This window comes from Alcaligenes sp. YSL9 (assembly GCF_030515105.1).
In the GTDB taxonomy this organism is placed as follows: Bacteria; Pseudomonadota; Gammaproteobacteria; order Burkholderiales; family Burkholderiaceae_B; genus Alcaligenes; species Alcaligenes phenolicus.
Genome location: NZ_JALXJU010000003.1, coordinates 470,018 through 487,772 on the forward strand (window position 1 = coordinate 470,018; position 17,755 = coordinate 487,772).

Here is a 17,755-nt window from a genome sequence, read left to right on the forward strand (position 1 = left end):
GCGCACGGCATTCGCTGTCTTGCGTCAGACCAAATGAAAACACCTCGCTTTTCCAAGCGAGGTGTTTTTTATTGGGGCTTGAATGTGGTGGCTGTCGTTGGAGCCGTATTGAGCCTGGGAGCCAGGAGCAGTGGGTGTTTGTTCCTGAGTTCGTCATGGGGGATTGGTTCAAGCCGCCTTACTGCCTTTGTGGCCTGATGGGCCGTTTGGCCATACGAATGTGCGATAAGGCCAGATGCCCGTTAGTACGGTGGCGACTTAACAAGCTCTATGTCACACACTGTTTTAGAGCCTGCCGCAAAGGTTCCAGGCTGTCATTCAGACGTGCGAAAGCCTGTTCCTGACGGGCAGCCAGTGCATGGGCCTGTTCTACCGTCACCACTTCAAAACTCAGATTCTGACCGGGCAAGCGCTGGGCAACTTGAGCCAGATCCACGCTGATGACTTGTCCGATGCGTGGATAGCCGCCTGTAGTTTGCCGGTCTGCCATCAACACAATGGGCTGGCCATCGTTGGGGACTTGAATCGTGCCAAAGCAGGTGGGGGCGGACAGCAGTTCTTTTGGCGACTTGCGCTGCAAGGGCTGGCCTTCCAGGCGATAGCCCATGCGCTCTGACGCTGGGCTGATGCGGTAGCTTTGGCTTTGGAACAGTTCCAGTGACTCCTCGGTAAACAAATCAGCTTGATCCAGAATGACGCGCAGGCGTTCACGTGGGGCCAGGGCCAGGGCGGCGGGCATGTAAATGCGCAGCTCGTCGAGTTCGGCTTGCAGCTTGTTTAGCGCCGCTTCCTGATTGGGCAGTGGGTAGGCCAGTTGAATCTGGTCGCCTTTCTTCAAGGCGCGGCCTTCAAAACCACCCAGGCCAACGCGCATGTGGGTGCTTTGACTGCCCAGCAGGGATTCGACCTGAAAACCGCCGTAAACAGACAGGTAGCTACGGGCACCTTGGCCGGGTTTGGCGGACTGCATCGTCAGGGTTTGTCCGGCACGCGCCAGAGTAGGGCGCAGGACCGCCACGGGCTGGCCGTCCAGGCTGGCGTTCATGTCCGCACCCGTCAGGACAAACAGGGCGGGTTCTGCAAAGCGCAGGCTGGGGCCTTGCACCGTGATTTCCAGGCTGGCCAGATCCTGCTCTGCGGCATTGCCTGCCAGCAAATGGGCCAGTCGGTGGGCACGTTCGTCCATGGCACCGCTGGGCGAAACCCCCAGGTGCTGGTGTCCATAACGGCCTCGGTCTTGCAGGCTGCTCATCATGCCTGGTTTGAGGATATGCACCGTCATGCGGGTGTCCAGTGATCAAACTGCTCGTGAGGCAGAGGCACAAAGCGCACTTGGTCGCCGGGGGCGAGCAGGGCGGCGGGCGAGCGCCGGGCATCGAATAAATTAACCGGCGAGCGGCCAATCAGATGCCAGCCGCCGGGGGATTCGTTGGGGTAAATAATGGTTTGCTGGTTCGCAATGGCGACCGAGCCTTTGGGCAGCACGGTACGTGGTGTGGCGCGGCGCGGCACATTCAGTTGCTCGGGCAAGATGCCCATATAGGGAGCGCCGGGGGCAAAGCCCACCATGAATACCAGTTGCACCTGGCTGCTGTGCAGTTCGATGACTTGTTCCTGGCTTAGCCCCAATTGCTCGGCAATGGCAGGCAGGTCCGGACCGAAGAGGCCGCCGTAGCACACGGGAACATCTACCAGTGCGCCGGGAGCGGCCTGGTCCTGGCTGGCATCCAGCTCGGCCAGGGCTTGATGAACATAGTCGTGCAAACGAGCAAGCTGGTCGCTGCTGCCATCCGGGTAAAAGTGGATGGCGACTGCGGTAAAGCTGGGGACCAGATCACGGACACAGGCGGGGGCGTGGTCGCGCAGCAAGCGGGCGGCGCGAGTACAGCGCAAACCGGTGTCCAGAGAAAGCGTGCAGCTGAACTGCACTAGCAGACAGCGGTCGCCTTGCTCGTTAAGTTGCCAGGATTTGTGCATCTTTATTTGGCGAAAAGCGAATCCAGGCTATTGAAGGCCTTGAACTCCAAGGCGTTGCCCGAAGGGTCCATGAAGAACATGGTGGCCTGTTCGCCGGGCTCGCCCTTGAAACGGATATAAGGTTCGATAACGAATTTGGTGCCAGCGGCAACCAGCTTGTCAGCCAGGGTCTGCCAGGTGGGCATGTCCAGCACGACGCCAAAGTGGCGCACGGGCACATTATGGGCATCCACCGCGCTGGTGGCGTTGCTGCCACACTCTGAAGGGGCCAGATGAGCCACGATCTGGTGGCCGTAGAAGTTGAAGTCAATCCACTGATCCGAGGATCGGCCTTCGGGACAGCCCAGTGTCTGTCCGTAGAACTGGCGTGCAACGGCCAGATCATGGACCGGAAAAGCCAGGTGGAAAGGGCGCAGCTCGTTGGTATGGGACATGCTTGGCTCCTGTGCGGCATAAGGCCGCCAACGTGGTCTTCAGAGCCGTTTATTGTAGGGCCAATATGGCCCCACATGTTCTAGCTGTCCTGGAGTCGAACCCGGCTCTTGGGGAAACGCAACATAAACACGCTGCCCACACCCAGACGGCTCTGGATTTGCAGGTCGGCGTTATGTCGCACGATGATGTGTTTGGTGATGGCCAGGCCCAGACCCGTACCGCCAGTGGAGCGGGAACGGCCCTTGTCTACGCGGTAAAAGCGTTCGGTCAGGCGGGGAATATCCTGGGCGGCAATACCGATGCCCGTGTCTTGCACCGAATAACAGGCCTCACCATTGTCATTCAGATACCAGCGCACGGTGATGGTGCCATCCTTTGGGGTATAGCGCACCGCGTTGGTAATCAGGTTGGAGACAGCCGAGCTCAGTTCGGTTTCCATGCCCTGAATGGCAATGCGAGGGTCCAGATCTGTGACAAAGCTATGCTGGCCGCCAGAAATAGCCTCGCCTTGTTTCAGCGCGCTTTCAATCAACTGGCTGACCTGTACTGTCTCCCCTTCCACTGTGGGTGAGGATTCCAGCGTGGATAAGGTCAGCAAGTCGGACACAATCGACTGCATGTGGCGGGTCTGCTCCAGCATCATCTGCTCGTAGCGTTGACGCTGTTCCAAAGGCAAGCTTTCGGGCGGCATGTCCTGCAGAGTTTCCAGAAAACCCAGCAAGACGGTAAGTGGTGTGCGCAGTTCATGGGAGACATTGGCCACAAAGTCCTTGCGGGTGGTCTCCAGCATTTCCACCTGGGTGACATCACGCGTCACGATCAGGAACTGGCCCAGGCCATAAGGGGTTAATTGCAGCAGCAAGGAGCGCTCACGTCCGTCTTTGCTCAGATGCAGCAGCAAAGGTCCATCCCATTGAGGCTGACGGGCGTAACGAGAAAACTCGGGTTCGCGCAGGATATTGAAGATGCTGTGATGGCGGTCCGTGGCCAGATTCAGGCCTATGTGCTCACAGGCGGTCTGGTTGCACCATTGCAGTTCCATCTCCCCATTCAGGGTAATGGCACCGTCGGGCAGGGCCTCGGCGGCCATCATGATGCCGTCTACGTAACGATTCAGATCCTGAATTTCCTGGCGATCACGGCGCAGTTGGCGGTAGATGGGAGCCAGAATGGCATCCCAGGGGCCAACCGCGGGGGGCGGAGGATCATTCAGGTTGCGGGTCCAGCGTTCAACGCGGGAAAGCTGCAGGGTGCTGATGACAACCAGCAATAACAGGCCACCACAAAACAAGGCCAGACCGGTGAATGGCCCTAGCCACCAGCCGATCAAGCTGCCCAACAGGGCCCAGATAACAATAGACGTAAATATGCTGAACATGGGATCAGGCGGTCGGCGCCTTTTCCAGTGGGGAAAGGGCAAAACGATAGCCCGAGCCACGAATCGTTTCAATATGTTTGTCGTGTCCGCTAGGCTCCAGCGCCTTGCGCAAGCGACGAATGTGCACGTCTACCGTACGTTCTTCCACAAATACATGGTCGCCCCACACCTGGTCCAGCAACTGGGAGCGGGTGAATACGCGTTCGGTGTGTGTCATGAAGAAATGCAGCAGACGGAACTCGGTAGGCCCGATGGTCAGCGCCATGCCCTGGCTGGACAGACGGTGCGTGCTGGGGTCCAGCTGCAGGTTGCCAATGGAGATCACATCGTCAGTTAGCTGGGGAGCGCGGCGGCGCAACACGGCCTTGATGCGGGCAATCAGTTCTTTGGGCGAGAAAGGCTTGGTGATGTAATCGTCCGCACCGGCTTCCAGGCCATCGACCTTGTCCTGTTCCGAGCCTTTGGCGGTCAGCATGATGACCGGAATATGACGGGTACGTTCGTCCGAGCGCAGTTTGCGGGCCAGATTGATGCCCGAGGAGCCGGGCAGCATCCAGTCCACCAGAATCAAATCAGGCAGTTCCGCGCGAATGAGGATCTGGGCTTGTTCGGCATCGAAGGCGCGCAGCACTTTATGGCCGGCAAAAGACAGATTGACAGAGATCAGTTCCTGGATCGCAGGCTCATCTTCCACGACTAATATGCTTGTACTCATTGTTAGCTTCAGACTGGTCCGATAAAAAATAATAGAGGGTCAGGCTGGCTGTCTGTATTGTGCTTGGGCGCGGGGCCTGCTGTTGCCATCAGGCGGCTCAAGGGCAATACGGCAGGCGCTTCAAATCCCTGACTGCACGTAATAGCGCCATCATATGGCGTTAATGTTTCAGGTTTGTGAACGTGTAAAAAAGGGGAGCACTCAGCGAGCCGGATTTTCGTTTCTGTACCGGGAAATCTGCGTTACGATTATGCACTATGGAAAAACAGCGTCCTCAAACCTCCTCCGCCCAAAACGCCGATACGCACTTCGGTTTTCAAACCGTGGCCGAAAACGAAAAAGCGGGCAAAGTAGCCCAGGTTTTTCATTCGGTGGCTAACAACTACGACATTATGAACGATCTGATGTCGGGCGGCCTGCACCGTATCTGGAAAGCCTTCACGATCGGTCGCGCAGCAGTGCGTCCCGGCATGAAAGTGCTGGATATTGCCGCGGGTACGGGTGATTTGACCAAGACTTTTGCGCGTCAGGCTGGTGCGGACGGCGAGGTCTGGCATACTGATATCAATAGTTCCATGTTGCGCGTGGGGCGTGATCGTCTGCAGGACAAGGGCATCATCACGCCCGTTACGGTCTGTGATGCCGAGCACCTGCCTTTTCCTGACGGCTATTTTGATCGCGTCTCGGTGGCCTTTGGCTTGCGCAATATGACGCACAAGGATCGCGCACTGGCTGAAATGAAGCGGGTGTTGCGTCCGGGCGGCAAATTGCTGGTGCTGGAGTTTTCCCGCGTGGCCAAGCCTTTGCAGGCCCCTTATGACTGGTATTCCTTCAATATCCTGCCCCGTATTGGCAAGTTTGTGGCCAAGGACGAGGAAAGCTACCGCTATCTGGCTGAATCCATTCGCATGCACCCCGATCAGGAAACCCTGGCCGACATGATGCGTGAAGTGGGCCTGGAGCGCGTGCAGTATTTCAATCTGACAGCCGGCGTGGCCGCGCTGCACGAAGGCATCCGCCTGGATTGATGCCGGGTGTATCCTCTTTCTAATAACAGCGGCACCTTCAGGTGCCGTTCGTTTTTTGTCTGTAATGAACGGTAAAAAAAACATGGTGCATGAGAACTTGTCATGTTAATGTTCAGCTTATCGTAAGTTTTCTTGAATAATCGACTGGGATGGCATGGCCGGGGGCGTCAAAACCCTGTGTGTTAAACGCTTGTTCTGGTCAGGAGTTTGTGACTATGTCTGGACGGCTTTCTCGTTATTTCATGGCCGCTGTATTGGCTTTTAGCACCGGCGCCTTGCTGACCGTTTCTTATGATGCGGAAGCACGACGCATGGGTGGTGGCTCCAGTTTTGGCCGCCAATCCTCCAACATCACCAGCAACCGCTCGGCAGCGACGCCTCCTGCTGCAGCGAATAACGCGACTCGCTCGGCTACGCCTGCTGCGGGTGCCGCTGCTGCCGGTACGGCTGCGGCTGGTACCGCTGCCAAGTCGGGCATGTCCCGCTTCCTGGGCCCGATCGCCGGCATCGCCGCTGGTCTGGGTATTGCCGCCTTGCTGTCCAGCATGGGTCTGGGCGGTGCTTTCCTGGAAATGATGTCCAGCCTCTTGCTGATCGGTCTGGTGATCTTCGCCGTTTTGTTCATCGTGCGTCGTCTGCGTGGCTCGGCCGCTCGTCCTGCCATGCAACAGGCCGGTGGTCAGTCCATGATGCGCAATGCTGATCCTGCTCCCAGCCCATGGAAGCAGCCCCAAGCTGCGCCAGCCCCTATGCCTGCTGCCGCTCCAGCTGCCCAGCCTGCTGCTGCCGCCGCTGTTCCAGCGCCGCCAGTAGACGAAAGCTGGTTCATCCCCGGTGATTTCGACACGCCTACGTTCCTGGCCAATGCCAAGACCCAGTTCGTGGAAATCCAGAAACTGTGGGACAAGGGCGACGTGGAACAACTGCGTACCTTCCTGACCGACGACCTGCTCAAGGAAGCCGCTCCTCAAATCGCTCAGCGCCAAGGCGAGAACGTGACTCAAGTGGTACTGCTCAATGCAGAGCTGCTGGGTATCGAAAAAGTAGCCGACGGCCACCTGGCCAGCGTGCGCTACTCCGGTATGCTGCGTGAGGAAGTGGGTGCAGAGGCTTTCCGCTTTGAGGAAGTCTGGAATCTGTTCAAGGCCGACGGCGCAGGCTGGCTGCTGGCTGGTATTCAGCAGATCCCGGTTGACCCCAACGCTTGATCTCTATCTATACAGACAGCCGCCTTCTTACCCAGGCGGCTGTTCTGTTATGAGCGCTCCCGTTTCGCTGTGATCCCATCTGCCCGTGTTCCTGTCGCCCTGTACATCCGGCCGTGTCTGTGTCGGGTTAAACTGGCTGTTTTAATTGGACTGGTTTACTCGCCCCGGCAGTAGACTTGCATGGACATGCTTGGTATCCCTTCATTCCTAGAACCTGGCGCCGTGGGCGTGCGTTTGCTCAATGCCTTGCTTGATCGCGAGGATTGGGCGCGTGAGCGTTTGCGCAGCCATGCAGGTAAAACCGTGTCGCTGATTGTGGGCCGTTTGCAACTGGTCTACACCATCAGTTCTCAAGGAAAGCTGGAGCAGGGCCATCCTGCCGTCGTGCCGGATGTCACGTTGACACTGCCTCAGGACAAGCTGCCTGAACTGCCACAAATTCTTCAAGATGGCGATTTCAGTCGTGTCGCCCAGTTAATGCATGTGCAAGGCGAGGCCGGGCTGGCCAATCTGGTGTCGGACCTGGCGGCCAATCTGCGCTGGGATGCCGAACACGATCTGGCCAAAATCGTGGGTGATGTCATGGCGGTGCGCCTGTTCAGCGGGGCGCGCCGGGCCTTTTCCGGGTTGAGGGATCTGGGCCAGCGTCTGGCTGGTAATGCCAGCGAATACCTGACTGAAGAAAGCGCCTTGCTGGTTACCCGCCCCGAACTGGAACGGATGCGCGAGCAATCGGATGGTTTGGTCCAACGCCTGGACGAACTGGACCAGCGTTTGAACCGTCTTGACGCGCGTCGGCGGGAGTCCTGAGCATGTTCTCCTTGTGTCGTCTGCTGACCATTTTGCTGGTTGTATTCCGTTATCGCCTGGACGAGCTGGTGCTATCGAGCATCCGCCACCCTTGGGCATCACGTATGTTGCGCATTGTGCGCCTGGGTCGCAAACCCAAGCTGCCACGTGGCGTACGTTTACGGCTGGCCCTGGAAAGTCTGGGGCCCATCTTCGTTAAATTCGGCCAGGTGCTCTCCACTCGCCGGGATTTGATCCCGCTGGATATTGCCGAGCAACTGGCGTTGCTGCAGGACCGCGTGCCGCCATTCCCTTCGGAGGTGGCGGAAGCCACAATTCAGAAGGCCCTGGGTGCTTCGCCTTACGAGCTGTTCCAGAAGTTTGATCGCGAACCCATCGCTTCGGCGTCGATTGCGCAGGTTCACTTTGCCGAGCTGCACAATGGCCGCGAAGTGGCGGTGAAGGTATTGCGTCCCGGTATGCGTGAAGTCATCCATAAAGACTTGCGTCTGATGCGCGTGCTGGCTGCGTTCATGGAACGGCTGGGCCCGGATGCCCGTCGCCTGAAACCGCGCGAAGTGGTGGCCGAGTTCGACAAGTACCTGAACGACGAGCTGGACCTGATACGCGAAGCCTCCAACTGCAGTCAGCTACGCCGCAACTTCACCAAAGATGTAGAGCGTACCCAGCTGTTGATCGTGCCTGAAGTGCATTGGGACTATTGCGCCTCGACCGTGTTCACCATGGACCGCATGAAGGGCATCCCGGTCAACCAGATTGATCGCCTGCGCGCCGCCAATGTGGATTTGAAGGATCTGGCCCGCAAAGGGGTAGAAATTTTCTTCACCCAGGTGTTTACCGACGGTTTTTTCCATGCCGACATGCACCCCGGCAATATTTATGTCTCGGATGCACCGGAGAGCTTGGGCCGTTATATTGCCCTGGACTTTGGCATTGTGGGTTCGCTGTCCGAGTTCGACAAAAACTATCTGGCGCAAAACTTCCTGGCTTTTTTCCGGCGCGATTACCGCCGGGTGGCTCAATTGCACATCGAGTCCGGCTGGGTGCCACCTGAAACCCGTGAAGAGGAGCTGGAAGGCTCGGTACGCGCGGTATGTGAACCGTATTTTGATCGGCCCTTGTCCGAGATCTCCCTGGGGCAAGTGCTGTTGCGCCTGTTCCAGACCTCGCGCCGGTTCAATGTAGAAATTCAGCCGCAGCTGGTGCTGCTGCAGAAAACCCTTCTGAATGTGGAAGGGATGGGGCGGGACCTGGATCCGGAGCTGGATCTGTGGGATACCGCCAAACCTTATCTGGAAAAGTGGATGTACCAGCGTATTGGTCCATCGGGCTTTTATTCGCGTTTGAAACAGGAAGCAGGGCAGTGGGCCCAGATCATGCCGCAGCTTCCGCGTCTGGTGTATTCCGCTTTGAATAGGCCAGAGACAGGGCAGGCGTTGAACCAGGAACTCAAGCTGCTGCGCCAGTCGCAGCAGCAGACCAACCGATTATTGACTGCCGTATGTGCTGTATTGGCGGTTGCGGTCGGGGTGGCCATCTGGGCTTTGGTGGGGCGATAAGTGTGACGACCCCGCAACGCGTCAGTTTTTTTGTGGCTGACATATTTCTGATAACTGCAGGTTCTACGATAGACGCAGGTCCGCCAGCTGATTGCTAAGCTGGCGCTTTCCGGCGCCTTCCGGACGGTGAATGGCCGCCCTCAAGGAACCGCTTGATTCTTTTTAGGAATCGTTATGCTTTACCATGACTTATTTAAATCCATGGAAGCGGTGCGCTGGAATTTTGCGCATGACATACCGTGGGATGACTTTGATGGCAGCAAGCTTACAGACGAGCAAGCCTACACCATCAAAATGAACGCCATTACCGAGTGGGCAGCCTTGCCTGCTACCGAAATGTTCCTGCGTGACAATAAAGATGACAGCGATTTTTGCGCTTTTATGTCCGTGTGGTTCTTTGAAGAACAAAAGCACTCGCTGGTTCTGATCGAATACCTGCGCCGTTTCCGCCCCGAGCTGATGCCCACCGAAGAAGAACTGCACAAGGTGCGTTTTGACTTCGATCCGGCCCCGGCTATGGAAACGCTGATGCTGCACTTTTGCGGCGAAGTGCGCCTGAACCACTGGTACCGCCGTGCTGCCGACTGGCATACCGAGCCGGTGATCAAGGCCATCTACAAGATCGTGGCTCAGGACGAGGCTCGTCACGCCGGTGCTTACTTGCGCTACATGAAGCGTGCCCTGGTGCACAAGGGCCAGGAATTTGGCCTGCAAGCCCGTCTGGCTTTCTCCAAGATTGGCGTTCTGATGGCTTCGGCCCATCGCACCGCTCAGGCGCTGCATCCCACCAACTTGCACGTGAACAAAGCCATGTTCCCGGAAGATACCGTGCAGTCCAAGCTGCCATCGCCCGGTTGGCTGGAAAACTGGCTGGATACGCAGATTCGTTTCGACAAGGAATGGGAGCACAAGGTCAGCTCGCGCATCTTGCACAATATGTCGTTGCTGATGGGGAGCTCGTTCGAGACCGTGCAGGAATTGAACCGCTACCGCAAGGATCTGGCACGTCAGGTCGGCTCTGATTCGACGCTGGTGCAGGCTTGATATGAGCGCACGTTTCGAGGCCAAGGTGATGGGTCTGGATGCCTTGCGTGAAGCGGTGGAGCAGGGGCGCCTGGCGCGCCCGCTGGTCTTTACCAACGGTGTGTTTGATATTTTGCACCGTGGGCATGTCAGCTACCTGGACGAGGCTGCCCAATTGGGTGCCTCGCTGATTGTCGGTGTGAATACCGATGCCTCGGTGCGCCGTCTGAACAAGGGGCCGGAGCGCCCCATCAATCCCGAGCAGGATCGCGCTGCCTTGCTGGCTGCGCTGGCCTGCGTGGATGCGGTGGTCTTGTTTGACGAGGACACGCCCGAAGCCCTGATCGCGGCGCTGCGTCCGGACTTGATCGTGAAGGGCGGCGACTACGATATGGAAGCCTTGCCTGAAACGGCTTTAGTGCGTAGCTGGGGTGGCGATGCAGTCGCGATTCCCTTCGAGTTCCAGCGTTCCACGACAGCACTGGTCAAGAAGCTGCGCGACTAAAAGCACAGGACAAATTGATGTGTTGAATCCCGGCTTGGTCCGGGATTTTTTTGCTTCTAAGTCGTGAGCTCGAGGTTCTGCTGATGCCCAGGATTGCTTGGCGTTTGAGATATGCCGGGGCATTGGGCCCAAGCCAGACTGGGTTGCTGATGCCACTGTCAGTGCCCGGACCAGGTTTGATGTGACCCTCTTGCTTGATCGGGCTTGCTTGGCGTGTCTGTCTCAGAGGCAGATATTGAGCACATTTCGGAGATATTAAATCTGGCTGGAGAGGTCTCGCTTTAAAGGCCAGATTGCGGTGCCTAGTCTGTATTTCTTGCCAGCGCAGGCTTCAGGATGCCGGTTCAAGCAGATCGTTGACAGCACGCAGATCGTTTTCGTTCAAGGTGCCGCTGGCTGCTTTCAGGCGCAGGCTGTTCATCAGAACTTCGTAACGCGCTTGGGCCAAGCTACGTTGCGCTTCGTACAACTGCTGCTGGGCATTGAGTACATCGATGTTTACACGTACACCGACCTCGTAAGCCAGCTTGTTGGCCTCCAGGGCGTCCTGACTGGATTTGGTGGCTGCTTCCAGTGCCTGCACACGGACCAGGCCTGTGGTGACGCCAGAGAAGTACTGGCGCGTCTGCTGGATGGATTGCTGAATAGCGAACTGATGATCGTAGCGGGCCTGTTGCAGGCGCGAGCTTTGTTCGCGTACTTGCGAGCTGGTTTCACCACCACGGAAAATCGGGATGCTTAACTCCAGACCCAGAGCGCTGTTCAGCGAACGTGGGCCACCGCCCGCTTGGCCAAACAGAGTCTGGTCGCTACCGCTGCCGGTTTGGGCTTTCAGGGCCAGGGTGGGCTCGTGCAGGGCCTGGGTGCTTTTCAACTGCTCTTCGGCAGCACGGGCCTTGATATCAGCCAGTGCCACGGTCAAGCCGGATTGGCTGGACTGATCCAGCCAGTCTTGCAAATTCGCAGGCTGCGGGGCGGGAAGACGCAAAGGCTCACGCAGGCGCGCCAGCGTGTCATAACGCTCCAGCGTCAGCGCAGCCAGCTTGTCCTGAGCCACTTGCAGGGCATTTTCAGCCTGCAAGACGCCAGCCCGGGTCAGGTCCAGGCGCGATTTGGCTTCGTAGGTATCGGTAATCGTGGTGCCACCCAGCTGAAAGTTCTGATCAGCAGCACGCAATTGCTCGTCAATGGCGGCTTGCTGGGCTTTCAGGGTAGACAGCGTATCTTGCGCAGCCAGCACATCAAAATAGCTTTGGCTGACGCGCAGCATCAAATCTTGCCGATCCAGCGTCAGTTGAATATCCGCGCCCTGCGCCAGTAATTGGGCGCGTTCGTAACGGGCCCAGGCATTACGGTTGTACACGGGTTGGCTCAGCGTCAAGGTCCAGGCAGCTCGGTCACTGGAATGCTGATTGGACAGCTTGCTGGTTTGACGACGCTCCTGCAGTTCGGCTGTGCCGATGGCGCTGATCTGTGGCAACAGTTGTGCCCGGCTTTGGGGTACTTGTTCCTGATCGGCTTGATGCGCAGCTTGCGCAGCGCCAAACTGCGGTTCATGTGCCAGGGCCTGGTTCCAGGCCTGCAGCAGATCTTGCGACTGGGCGGTGCTACTTAAGGCAAGCAGTGAAAGCAATGCCAGGCGCAAGGGAGTCATGAACCGCATATGTGCTTAAAAGCGGAATTGCGAAACGGCGGTGCCGCGCAAAGGTTTGATCCAGGTATCGAACAGGGGGGTCGTCTCGAAGCTGGCCGCGCTGGTGCGAGTAATACGTACAGCCGTCATGACCGGGTTTTGACCGACCACTACAACCAGACGGCCGCCGATACAGAGCTGGTACTTCAAAGCATCAGGAATGGTGGGCACGGAGCCGGTGACCAGAATGGCGTCGTACTCGGTGGTGCCCCAGCCTGCGTGCGCGTCACCCACTTCAACCTTGACGTTGCGCACATTGTTGCGCTGCAGGTTTTCCTGGGCGAAAGCGGCCAGTTTGCTGTCAATTTCGATGGAGGTAACTTGTTGGGACAGGTGAGCCAGCAAAGCAGCCTGGTAGCCCGAGCCGGTACCAATTTCGAGCACACCGTCGCTAGGCTGCAGCAGCAGCTCTTGAGCCAGACGGGCTTCGACTTTGGGCGAGAGCATGGTCTCGTGCGTGTCCACGGCATTGATGATCAGTGGCAGCTCGGTGTCCGAAAAGGCCGAAGGGCGCAAGGACGAGGGAACAAAGCGTTCGCGCTGGACCTCGACCAATGCTTGCAGCACTTTTTCGTCGGATACGTTCCAGGGACGGATTTGTTGTTCCACCATGTAGTAACGGGCACGTTCGAGTTCAGACAGCGCAAAATGGTTCATAGCTTCCAGAAAACTAAAGGCTTGGCAAAGAGCCGATTATAAGCCAGCACATCGATAAAGATGCGCAGTTGGGCTTAGCAGGACGGCACCATTGCATGGAGCAAGGTGCTGGCGTTGTTGACGGCAATGGGCAAGAAGGTATCAAAATCCATGTGCGCTTCACTGTTGGCATTGTCTGAAATACTGCGTATGCAGACAAAAGGTACCTTGTTCAGATAGCACACCTGGGCAATGGCGCCACTTTCCATTTCGCAGGCTAAAGCGTTGAAGGTGGCGCTTAACCACTGTATTTTATCGTTACATGCGATGAATTGGTCGCCGGTAACAATTCGGCCCGTATGGACCTGGTGGCCTTCGATCTGCTGTGCGGCGGTTTGAGCCACGGTCAGCAGGGTGGGATCGGCGGGGAAATCGAAGGTATCCAGACGGAAAACCTGTCCCGGCGCCAGACCCAGGGCTTTCAGTTCCACATCGTGCTGGACCAGGGTATCGGCAATGACGATATCGCCCGGTCGGATGCTGGGTTCAACCGCACCCGCAATACCGATATTGATAATGCTGCCCACGGCAAATTCCGAGATCAGCATCTGGGTGCAGGCGGCGGCGTTGACCTTGCCCACGCCGCAAACCACGGCCACAACGGGCTTGCCCAGATAGCTGCCGCGATGAAAATCCATGCCGGCGCGCTGGATGGTCTGGGGCTCTTGCAAGCGCTCCAGCACAATCTCCAGTTCTTCGCGCATGGCGACAATAATTCCAAGTGTAGACATAAGACAGGGGCCTTCAAGCGGCCCGATCAAACGGCACGTATCAGGACGATGGCCACAGTTTATGGAAGTGATGCACCGGACCGTGTCCGCTGCCCACTGTCAGTTCACCCGAACGGGCAATGGCTTCGTACAAGTACTTTTTGGCAGCCAGAGCAGCGTCAGGCACATTGCTGTATTGGGGTAGCAGGGCGGCCAGCGCAGCCGACAAGGTGCAGCCGGTGCCGTGCGTATTGGCAGTATCAATACGTTTGGCGGGCATTTCGATCATCTTGTCGCCATCGTGCAGCAGGTCTATGCAGTCCGAACCGGGCAGGTGACCGCCTTTCAGGAAGACCCAGCGTTGATCGCTGTGATTCATCAGGCGACGCAGACGCTCGGCAGCCTGACGCATTTCCTTGACGGTTTCTACCGGGCGGGCGTCCAGCAGGACACCGGCTTCGGGCAGATTGGGCGTGATCATGGTGCACTGGGGCACTAACTGTTCACGCAGGGCATGGACGGCCGACTTTTCCAGCAGATGATCGCCGCTTTTGGCGATCATTACCGGGTCCAGCACCAGATGCCTGGGTTTGAAGTGAGCCATGCGCTCGGCCACCACGGTGGTGACGGCCTCCTGGCCCAACATGCCGATCTTGACACCGTCAATGCGCACATCGGCAAACAGCGTATCAATCTGCTGGCGCACAAAGTCGGCAGGAACCGGGCTGATACCGGTTACCCCTTGAGTATTTTGTGCCGTCAAAGCGGCAATCACAGCGGTGGCATAAGCACCCAGGGCGCTCATGGCTTTGACATCAGCCAGAATACCGGCGCCGCCGGAGGGGTCAACCCCGGCAATGGTCAGCGTGTTGGGAATCATGTCTCAATCAGGTACGGGAGTGAATCAGCCCTTCGGTGGGGGAGCTGGGGTCGGCATCGTAGTATTTGCGGGGCACACGGCCAGCCAGATAAGCCTGACGACCGGCTTGTACAGCCAGGTTCATGGCGCTGGCCATCATCACAGGCTGGCGGGCACCGGCAATGGCGGTGTTCATCAGGACACCATCACAGCCCAGTTCCATGGCAATAGCTGCATCCGAGGCTGTACCGACACCGGCATCGACCAGCACAGGCACCTTGCTCTGATCGATGATCAGGCGCAGGTTCCAGGGGTTGATGATGCCCATGCCCGAACCGATCAGGGAGGCCAAGGGCATGATGGCTACACAGCCAATATCTTCCAGCATACGGGCCTGGATAGGATCGTCGGCGCAATACACCATCACATCAAAGCCTTCATCCACCAGGGTTTTGGCGGCTTTCAAGGTTTCGGGCATATTGGGGAACAGATTGCCGGAGTCGCCCAGCACTTCCAGTTTGACCAGTTTGTGGCCGTCCAGCAGTTCGCGGGCCAGACGCAAGGTACGCACGGCGTCCTCGGCGGTATAGCAACCCGCGGTGTTGGGCAGCAGGGTGTATTTGGAGGGGGGCAGGTAATCGAGCAGATTGGGCTCGTTGGCGTTCTGGCCGATATTGGTGCGGCGAATGGCCACCGTCACAATTTCAGCGCCACTGGCTTCAATAGCCTGACGAGTTTCATCAAAATTTTTGTATTTACCGGTGCCTACCAATAGCCGGGATTGGTAGCTGGTTCCGGCCAGGATAAAGGGATCGTTGTTCACTGTTTGGGTCATGGTGGTGCTTTGTTGCGCATCCGTCTTTGTTGACGGATAAAGAATTGGTTTTTTGCTGGGCAAACACTGCAAGAATAATCCATTTGGCCGGTGCCCGCAGGAAAACCCGTATGCCGGCTTGCTGGTGTGCGGTAGGGATTTGGGCTCGGGCAGGGGGCTGGCCACGGATGCGAGCCTGATTGGCCTGTGGCTGTGGCAAATATATACCTTGGCATATTCGCCTTATGTTTAAGGCCATGCGCAAGGCCCCAATGCAGGCTGGCCCTGCCAGAGTTGCGATGCGAAAATTCTGTTGTTCCTCAAGAACGGGATTTTTCTTGAGGGATCCGTAGATTTCATCCGTTCTTGCTGTTTTATCGCTCGGACACAAGCCTCAGGTGCTGATGTACCTGGGGCTTGAGTTCGATTGGCATTGTTTGATTGTTAAAGGAGCACGTTCTTGGGCCCTGACCCTGAATCTGAAAGACGCACATTTGCGTTGCGCCCCGCGTTTCATGTCCGCATGAAACCCCATTGCGAATTGAGCACCGGCTCCAGGTTCCTCACGGTCTAAGACGTGTGGGGTGCTTCTGTGGCCGTGTGCCCAGGAGAATCTCATGCTGTTTTCCCGCCCTCACGATAGCTTGCAGCGCGCTTTGCGTATGGCTGTCGCCACTTACCGTCCTGTCGCCGTGTGCGACTTGCTGGCCTCGCACGGCACCCTGGCTTTTGCCCAGGCCTTGCCCGAGCTTTCGGCTCGTGTCCGCGCCGATGTTCTGGCCATGCTTCCCGCGTTTGATCGCAGTCAGGTCTACAACGCCATGCATACCGGCGTGCGAGTAGGGCATTTGGGTCGCCGCCGCACACATGGCCCGTCGCCCAGCCTGTTCACCCTGTTCCCGCACCGCTACGGCACGCAGGACTGGCTGCGTGAGTATCGCCAGCCCCAGCGCTCTTGAGCACTGGTCCCTACCCCTTTTCTGTTCAACCTGTCACAGCAGACCAGCCCATGCGGGGTTCGCACCGTCATGGACGGCTGCTGTGGCTTTCATTAACCCAAAAGAGTGCTATGCCACAAACCATTCCCTCTTCCTTGAGCAGCAAACCGTATCAGGACAACTCGCTGGCCGCCCAGGTCTGGACCCGCTCGGCGCGTCGCCCCAGTGTTGCACCGCTCAAGGGTCGCAAGCGTTGGTCGCGCTACGAGCGTCTGTCCTTTTCCATGCTGCTGTCTTCGTGGGGCATTTTGATTGTGGTGGTGAGCTGGCTGTTTTTCAGCAACTCGCACCTGGAAACCCGGACCAGTTCTACCTCCGGCTCGCATTCCAGCTTTTACATGGGTACCACGACGCCGTCGCCCGATGCGTCCAGCACCCAAGAGACCCGTTCTGATGGAGATCAACAATGACGGACCAAGGTAAAACGCCGCCGCTCTTTGGCAACGACGGCCAGCCCAATAACTGGATGCGCATCAGCATCCATGCCACCGAGCAGATCAGTGGCCTTCGTAAAAAGCTGGGCGTGGAAATTCCACAGACCTTGCAGAACAGTCCCACACAGGAAGGCCCCTTCAGCTTTGTGCCTGTGACGTTTCTGAACGTGGACAAGGGTCAGAAGAAAGCCAGCCGTGTGGTGTTCATCCTGAGCCGCGAAGCCTTGGTGTCCATTGAACCTGATCCCAGCCCCAAGCCACTGGCCCAGGCCCTGCAGCGCTTGCAGCGTGATGGTCGCGAGAACGACGCCTTTGAAAGCTTTGCGGTGATTTTGCAATCCATTAACGATGCCACCGATGAACTGTTGGACTCCCTGAGCCACGATCTGGGCAAGGTGCTGACTCAGACCAACGCCGTGCTCAACAGCCTGGAAACCAAGGACCGGGACTTTGGCGTCAGTGATGTGGTCTCCACCCAGATGGATTTGAGCGAAGTAGAAGAACTCTTGTCCGACTGCCTGGAAAGCCAATTGCAGCTGGCCATGGCTGCTCGTCATGCCCTGGCGCGTTTACCCACAGATCAGGAAAAACTGAAGCCTGTTTTTCATACCCTGATCGACGACATCGAGGCCGTGGAAAAGCAGGTGAACTTTGTGCACGACCGCGTCCGCCTTTTGCAGACCACCAACAATATGGCGCTGAACGTGAAGCAGAACCAGATTGTGAAAGTGTTCTCGGTGGTGACCGCCGTGTTCCTGCCCGCCATGCTGATTTCAACCTACTACAGCATGAACTTTGCCTATATGCCGATTCTGCAATGGGAGCACGCCGAGATAGTGGGGATTATTTCCACCGCCTTGTTCTCCATGTTGCCGCTGATCTATGTGAAACACCGGGGCTGGCTGCGCTAGAG

At 57.5% G+C, this 17,755-nt stretch carries 19 protein-coding genes; 9 read left to right on the forward strand and 10 right to left on the reverse strand.

Going from position 1 to position 17,755, the window contains the following annotated elements:
* Positions 1–268: 268 nt before the first annotated feature.
* The 5 genes from M2Q46_RS14770 to phoB form a co-directional block, all read right to left on the reverse strand.
* On the reverse strand, positions 269–1,282 hold the full coding sequence (locus M2Q46_RS14770) for a biotin-dependent carboxyltransferase family protein (protein WP_302357562.1): 1,014 nt from the start codon (positions 1,280–1,282) through the stop codon (positions 269–271).
* Positions 1,279–1,977 carry a 5-oxoprolinase subunit PxpB gene (pxpB, locus tag M2Q46_RS14775; RefSeq protein WP_302357563.1) on the reverse strand — a complete coding sequence of 233 codons (699 nt, stop codon included), beginning with the start codon at positions 1,975–1,977 and terminating at the stop codon, positions 1,279–1,281. The genes M2Q46_RS14770 and pxpB overlap by 4 nt, the downstream gene beginning before the upstream one ends.
* A gap of 2 nt (positions 1,978–1,979) precedes the next feature.
* Positions 1,980–2,411: a VOC family protein gene (locus M2Q46_RS14780; RefSeq protein ID WP_022983640.1), complete on the reverse strand. Its 432-nt coding sequence runs from the start codon at positions 2,409–2,411 to the stop codon at positions 1,980–1,982.
* Between the two features lie 80 nt (positions 2,412–2,491).
* Positions 2,492–3,790, reverse strand: a complete 1,299-nt coding sequence (phoR, locus tag M2Q46_RS14785; RefSeq protein ID WP_009458690.1) for a phosphate regulon sensor histidine kinase PhoR — start codon at positions 3,788–3,790, stop codon at positions 2,492–2,494.
* A 4-nt stretch (positions 3,791–3,794) separates the two neighbouring features.
* Positions 3,795–4,505 (reverse strand): phosphate regulon transcriptional regulator PhoB, encoded by a 711-nt coding sequence (phoB, locus tag M2Q46_RS14790; RefSeq protein ID WP_035270329.1) that lies wholly within the window; start codon positions 4,503–4,505, stop codon positions 3,795–3,797.
* 257 nt (positions 4,506–4,762) lie between these two features.
* On the opposite strand from phoB, the gene ubiE reads away from it, so the two are divergent.
* From ubiE to rfaE2, 6 genes are all read left to right on the forward strand, one after another.
* Positions 4,763–5,533, forward strand: a complete 771-nt coding sequence (gene ubiE, locus M2Q46_RS14795) for a bifunctional demethylmenaquinone methyltransferase/2-methoxy-6-polyprenyl-1,4-benzoquinol methylase UbiE (RefSeq protein WP_026484476.1) — start codon at positions 4,763–4,765, stop codon at positions 5,531–5,533.
* A 215-nt stretch (positions 5,534–5,748) separates the two neighbouring features.
* Positions 5,749–6,741: a Tim44 domain-containing protein gene (locus tag M2Q46_RS14800; protein ID WP_026484475.1), complete on the forward strand. Its 993-nt coding sequence runs from the start codon at positions 5,749–5,751 to the stop codon at positions 6,739–6,741.
* 180 nt (positions 6,742–6,921) lie between these two features.
* Positions 6,922–7,551: an SCP2 domain-containing protein gene (locus tag M2Q46_RS14805; RefSeq protein WP_302357564.1), complete on the forward strand. Its 630-nt coding sequence runs from the start codon at positions 6,922–6,924 to the stop codon at positions 7,549–7,551.
* Positions 7,552–7,553: 2 nt separating this feature from the next.
* The gene (gene ubiB / locus M2Q46_RS14810) at positions 7,554–9,110 is read left to right on the forward strand and encodes a ubiquinone biosynthesis regulatory protein kinase UbiB (protein WP_302357565.1); all 1,557 of its coding nucleotides are present in this window, start codon (positions 7,554–7,556) and stop codon (positions 9,108–9,110) included.
* Between the two features lie 174 nt (positions 9,111–9,284).
* Entirely contained in the window at positions 9,285–10,154 is an 870-nt protein-coding gene (locus M2Q46_RS14815) for a ferritin (protein ID WP_026484472.1), read from the forward strand.
* Position 10,155: 1 nt separating this feature from the next.
* Positions 10,156–10,638, forward strand: a complete 483-nt coding sequence (gene rfaE2, locus M2Q46_RS14820; RefSeq protein WP_009458698.1) for a D-glycero-beta-D-manno-heptose 1-phosphate adenylyltransferase — start codon at positions 10,156–10,158, stop codon at positions 10,636–10,638.
* Between the two features lie 331 nt (positions 10,639–10,969).
* Here rfaE2 and M2Q46_RS14825 read toward each other — a convergent pair whose 3' ends face one another.
* The 5 genes from M2Q46_RS14825 to M2Q46_RS14845 all read right to left on the reverse strand — a co-directional run bounded on the left by M2Q46_RS14825 (position 10,970) and on the right by M2Q46_RS14845 (position 15,431).
* Positions 10,970–12,292 carry a TolC family outer membrane protein gene (locus M2Q46_RS14825; protein ID WP_088452020.1) on the reverse strand — a complete coding sequence of 441 codons (1,323 nt, stop codon included), beginning with the start codon at positions 12,290–12,292 and terminating at the stop codon, positions 10,970–10,972.
* A gap of 15 nt (positions 12,293–12,307) precedes the next feature.
* On the reverse strand, positions 12,308–12,988 hold the full coding sequence (locus M2Q46_RS14830; RefSeq protein ID WP_035270341.1) for a protein-L-isoaspartate O-methyltransferase: 681 nt from the start codon (positions 12,986–12,988) through the stop codon (positions 12,308–12,310).
* Between the two features lie 74 nt (positions 12,989–13,062).
* Entirely contained in the window at positions 13,063–13,758 is a 696-nt protein-coding gene (locus M2Q46_RS14835; protein ID WP_302357567.1) for a 5'-methylthioadenosine/adenosylhomocysteine nucleosidase, read from the reverse strand.
* A gap of 40 nt (positions 13,759–13,798) precedes the next feature.
* Positions 13,799–14,617: a bifunctional hydroxymethylpyrimidine kinase/phosphomethylpyrimidine kinase gene (gene thiD, locus M2Q46_RS14840; protein ID WP_022983636.1), complete on the reverse strand. Its 819-nt coding sequence runs from the start codon at positions 14,615–14,617 to the stop codon at positions 13,799–13,801.
* A 7-nt stretch (positions 14,618–14,624) separates the two neighbouring features.
* A complete protein-coding gene (locus M2Q46_RS14845; RefSeq protein ID WP_302357568.1) occupies positions 14,625–15,431 on the reverse strand; it encodes a thiazole synthase in 807 nt (268 codons plus the stop codon).
* Between the two features lie 596 nt (positions 15,432–16,027).
* Here M2Q46_RS14845 and M2Q46_RS14850 point away from each other — a divergent pair.
* The 3 genes from M2Q46_RS14850 (at position 16,028) to M2Q46_RS14860 (ending at position 17,753) form a co-directional block, all read left to right on the forward strand.
* Positions 16,028–16,369 carry a hypothetical protein gene (locus M2Q46_RS14850; RefSeq protein ID WP_052159301.1) on the forward strand — a complete coding sequence of 114 codons (342 nt, stop codon included), beginning with the start codon at positions 16,028–16,030 and terminating at the stop codon, positions 16,367–16,369.
* A gap of 110 nt (positions 16,370–16,479) precedes the next feature.
* Positions 16,480–16,818: a hypothetical protein gene (locus tag M2Q46_RS14855; RefSeq protein WP_179136473.1), complete on the forward strand. Its 339-nt coding sequence runs from the start codon at positions 16,480–16,482 to the stop codon at positions 16,816–16,818.
* Positions 16,815–17,753 carry a CorA family divalent cation transporter gene (locus M2Q46_RS14860; RefSeq protein ID WP_302357570.1) on the forward strand — a complete coding sequence of 313 codons (939 nt, stop codon included), beginning with the start codon at positions 16,815–16,817 and terminating at the stop codon, positions 17,751–17,753. The genes M2Q46_RS14855 and M2Q46_RS14860 overlap by 4 nt, the downstream gene beginning before the upstream one ends.
* The last annotated feature ends 2 nt before the right edge of the window (positions 17,754–17,755 follow it).

What these genes read in the sequence shown, in the direction of transcription:
- M2Q46_RS14770 (WP_302357562.1), bottom strand. Translation starts at nt 1,282, where the DNA reads ATGACGGTGCATATCCTCAAACCAGGCATGATGAGCAGCCTGCAAGAC.
- pxpB (WP_302357563.1), bottom strand. Translation starts at nt 1,977, where the DNA reads ATGCACAAATCCTGGCAACTTAACGAGCAAGGCGACCGCTGTCTGCTA.
- M2Q46_RS14780 (WP_022983640.1), bottom strand. Translation starts at nt 2,411, where the DNA reads ATGTCCCATACCAACGAGCTGCGCCCTTTCCACCTGGCTTTTCCGGTC.
- phoR (WP_009458690.1), bottom strand. Translation starts at nt 3,790, where the DNA reads ATGTTCAGCATATTTACGTCTATTGTTATCTGGGCCCTGTTGGGCAGC.
- phoB (WP_035270329.1), bottom strand. Translation starts at nt 4,505, where the DNA reads ATGAGTACAAGCATATTAGTCGTGGAAGATGAGCCTGCGATCCAGGAA.
- ubiE (WP_026484476.1), top strand. Translation starts at nt 4,763, where the DNA reads ATGGAAAAACAGCGTCCTCAAACCTCCTCCGCCCAAAACGCCGATACG.
- M2Q46_RS14800 (WP_026484475.1), top strand. Translation starts at nt 5,749, where the DNA reads ATGTCTGGACGGCTTTCTCGTTATTTCATGGCCGCTGTATTGGCTTTT.
- M2Q46_RS14805 (WP_302357564.1), top strand. Translation starts at nt 6,922, where the DNA reads ATGGACATGCTTGGTATCCCTTCATTCCTAGAACCTGGCGCCGTGGGC.
- ubiB (WP_302357565.1), top strand. Translation starts at nt 7,554, where the DNA reads ATGTTCTCCTTGTGTCGTCTGCTGACCATTTTGCTGGTTGTATTCCGT.
- M2Q46_RS14815 (WP_026484472.1), top strand. Translation starts at nt 9,285, where the DNA reads ATGCTTTACCATGACTTATTTAAATCCATGGAAGCGGTGCGCTGGAAT.
- rfaE2 (WP_009458698.1), top strand. Translation starts at nt 10,156, where the DNA reads ATGAGCGCACGTTTCGAGGCCAAGGTGATGGGTCTGGATGCCTTGCGT.
- M2Q46_RS14825 (WP_088452020.1), bottom strand. Translation starts at nt 12,292, where the DNA reads ATGACTCCCTTGCGCCTGGCATTGCTTTCACTGCTTGCCTTAAGTAGC.
- M2Q46_RS14830 (WP_035270341.1), bottom strand. Translation starts at nt 12,988, where the DNA reads ATGAACCATTTTGCGCTGTCTGAACTCGAACGTGCCCGTTACTACATG.
- M2Q46_RS14835 (WP_302357567.1), bottom strand. Translation starts at nt 13,758, where the DNA reads ATGTCTACACTTGGAATTATTGTCGCCATGCGCGAAGAACTGGAGATT.
- thiD (WP_022983636.1), bottom strand. Translation starts at nt 14,617, where the DNA reads ATGATTCCCAACACGCTGACCATTGCCGGGGTTGACCCCTCCGGCGGC.
- M2Q46_RS14845 (WP_302357568.1), bottom strand. Translation starts at nt 15,431, where the DNA reads ATGACCCAAACAGTGAACAACGATCCCTTTATCCTGGCCGGAACCAGC.
- M2Q46_RS14850 (WP_052159301.1), top strand. Translation starts at nt 16,028, where the DNA reads ATGCTGTTTTCCCGCCCTCACGATAGCTTGCAGCGCGCTTTGCGTATG.
- M2Q46_RS14855 (WP_179136473.1), top strand. Translation starts at nt 16,480, where the DNA reads ATGCCACAAACCATTCCCTCTTCCTTGAGCAGCAAACCGTATCAGGAC.
- M2Q46_RS14860 (WP_302357570.1), top strand. Translation starts at nt 16,815, where the DNA reads ATGACGGACCAAGGTAAAACGCCGCCGCTCTTTGGCAACGACGGCCAG.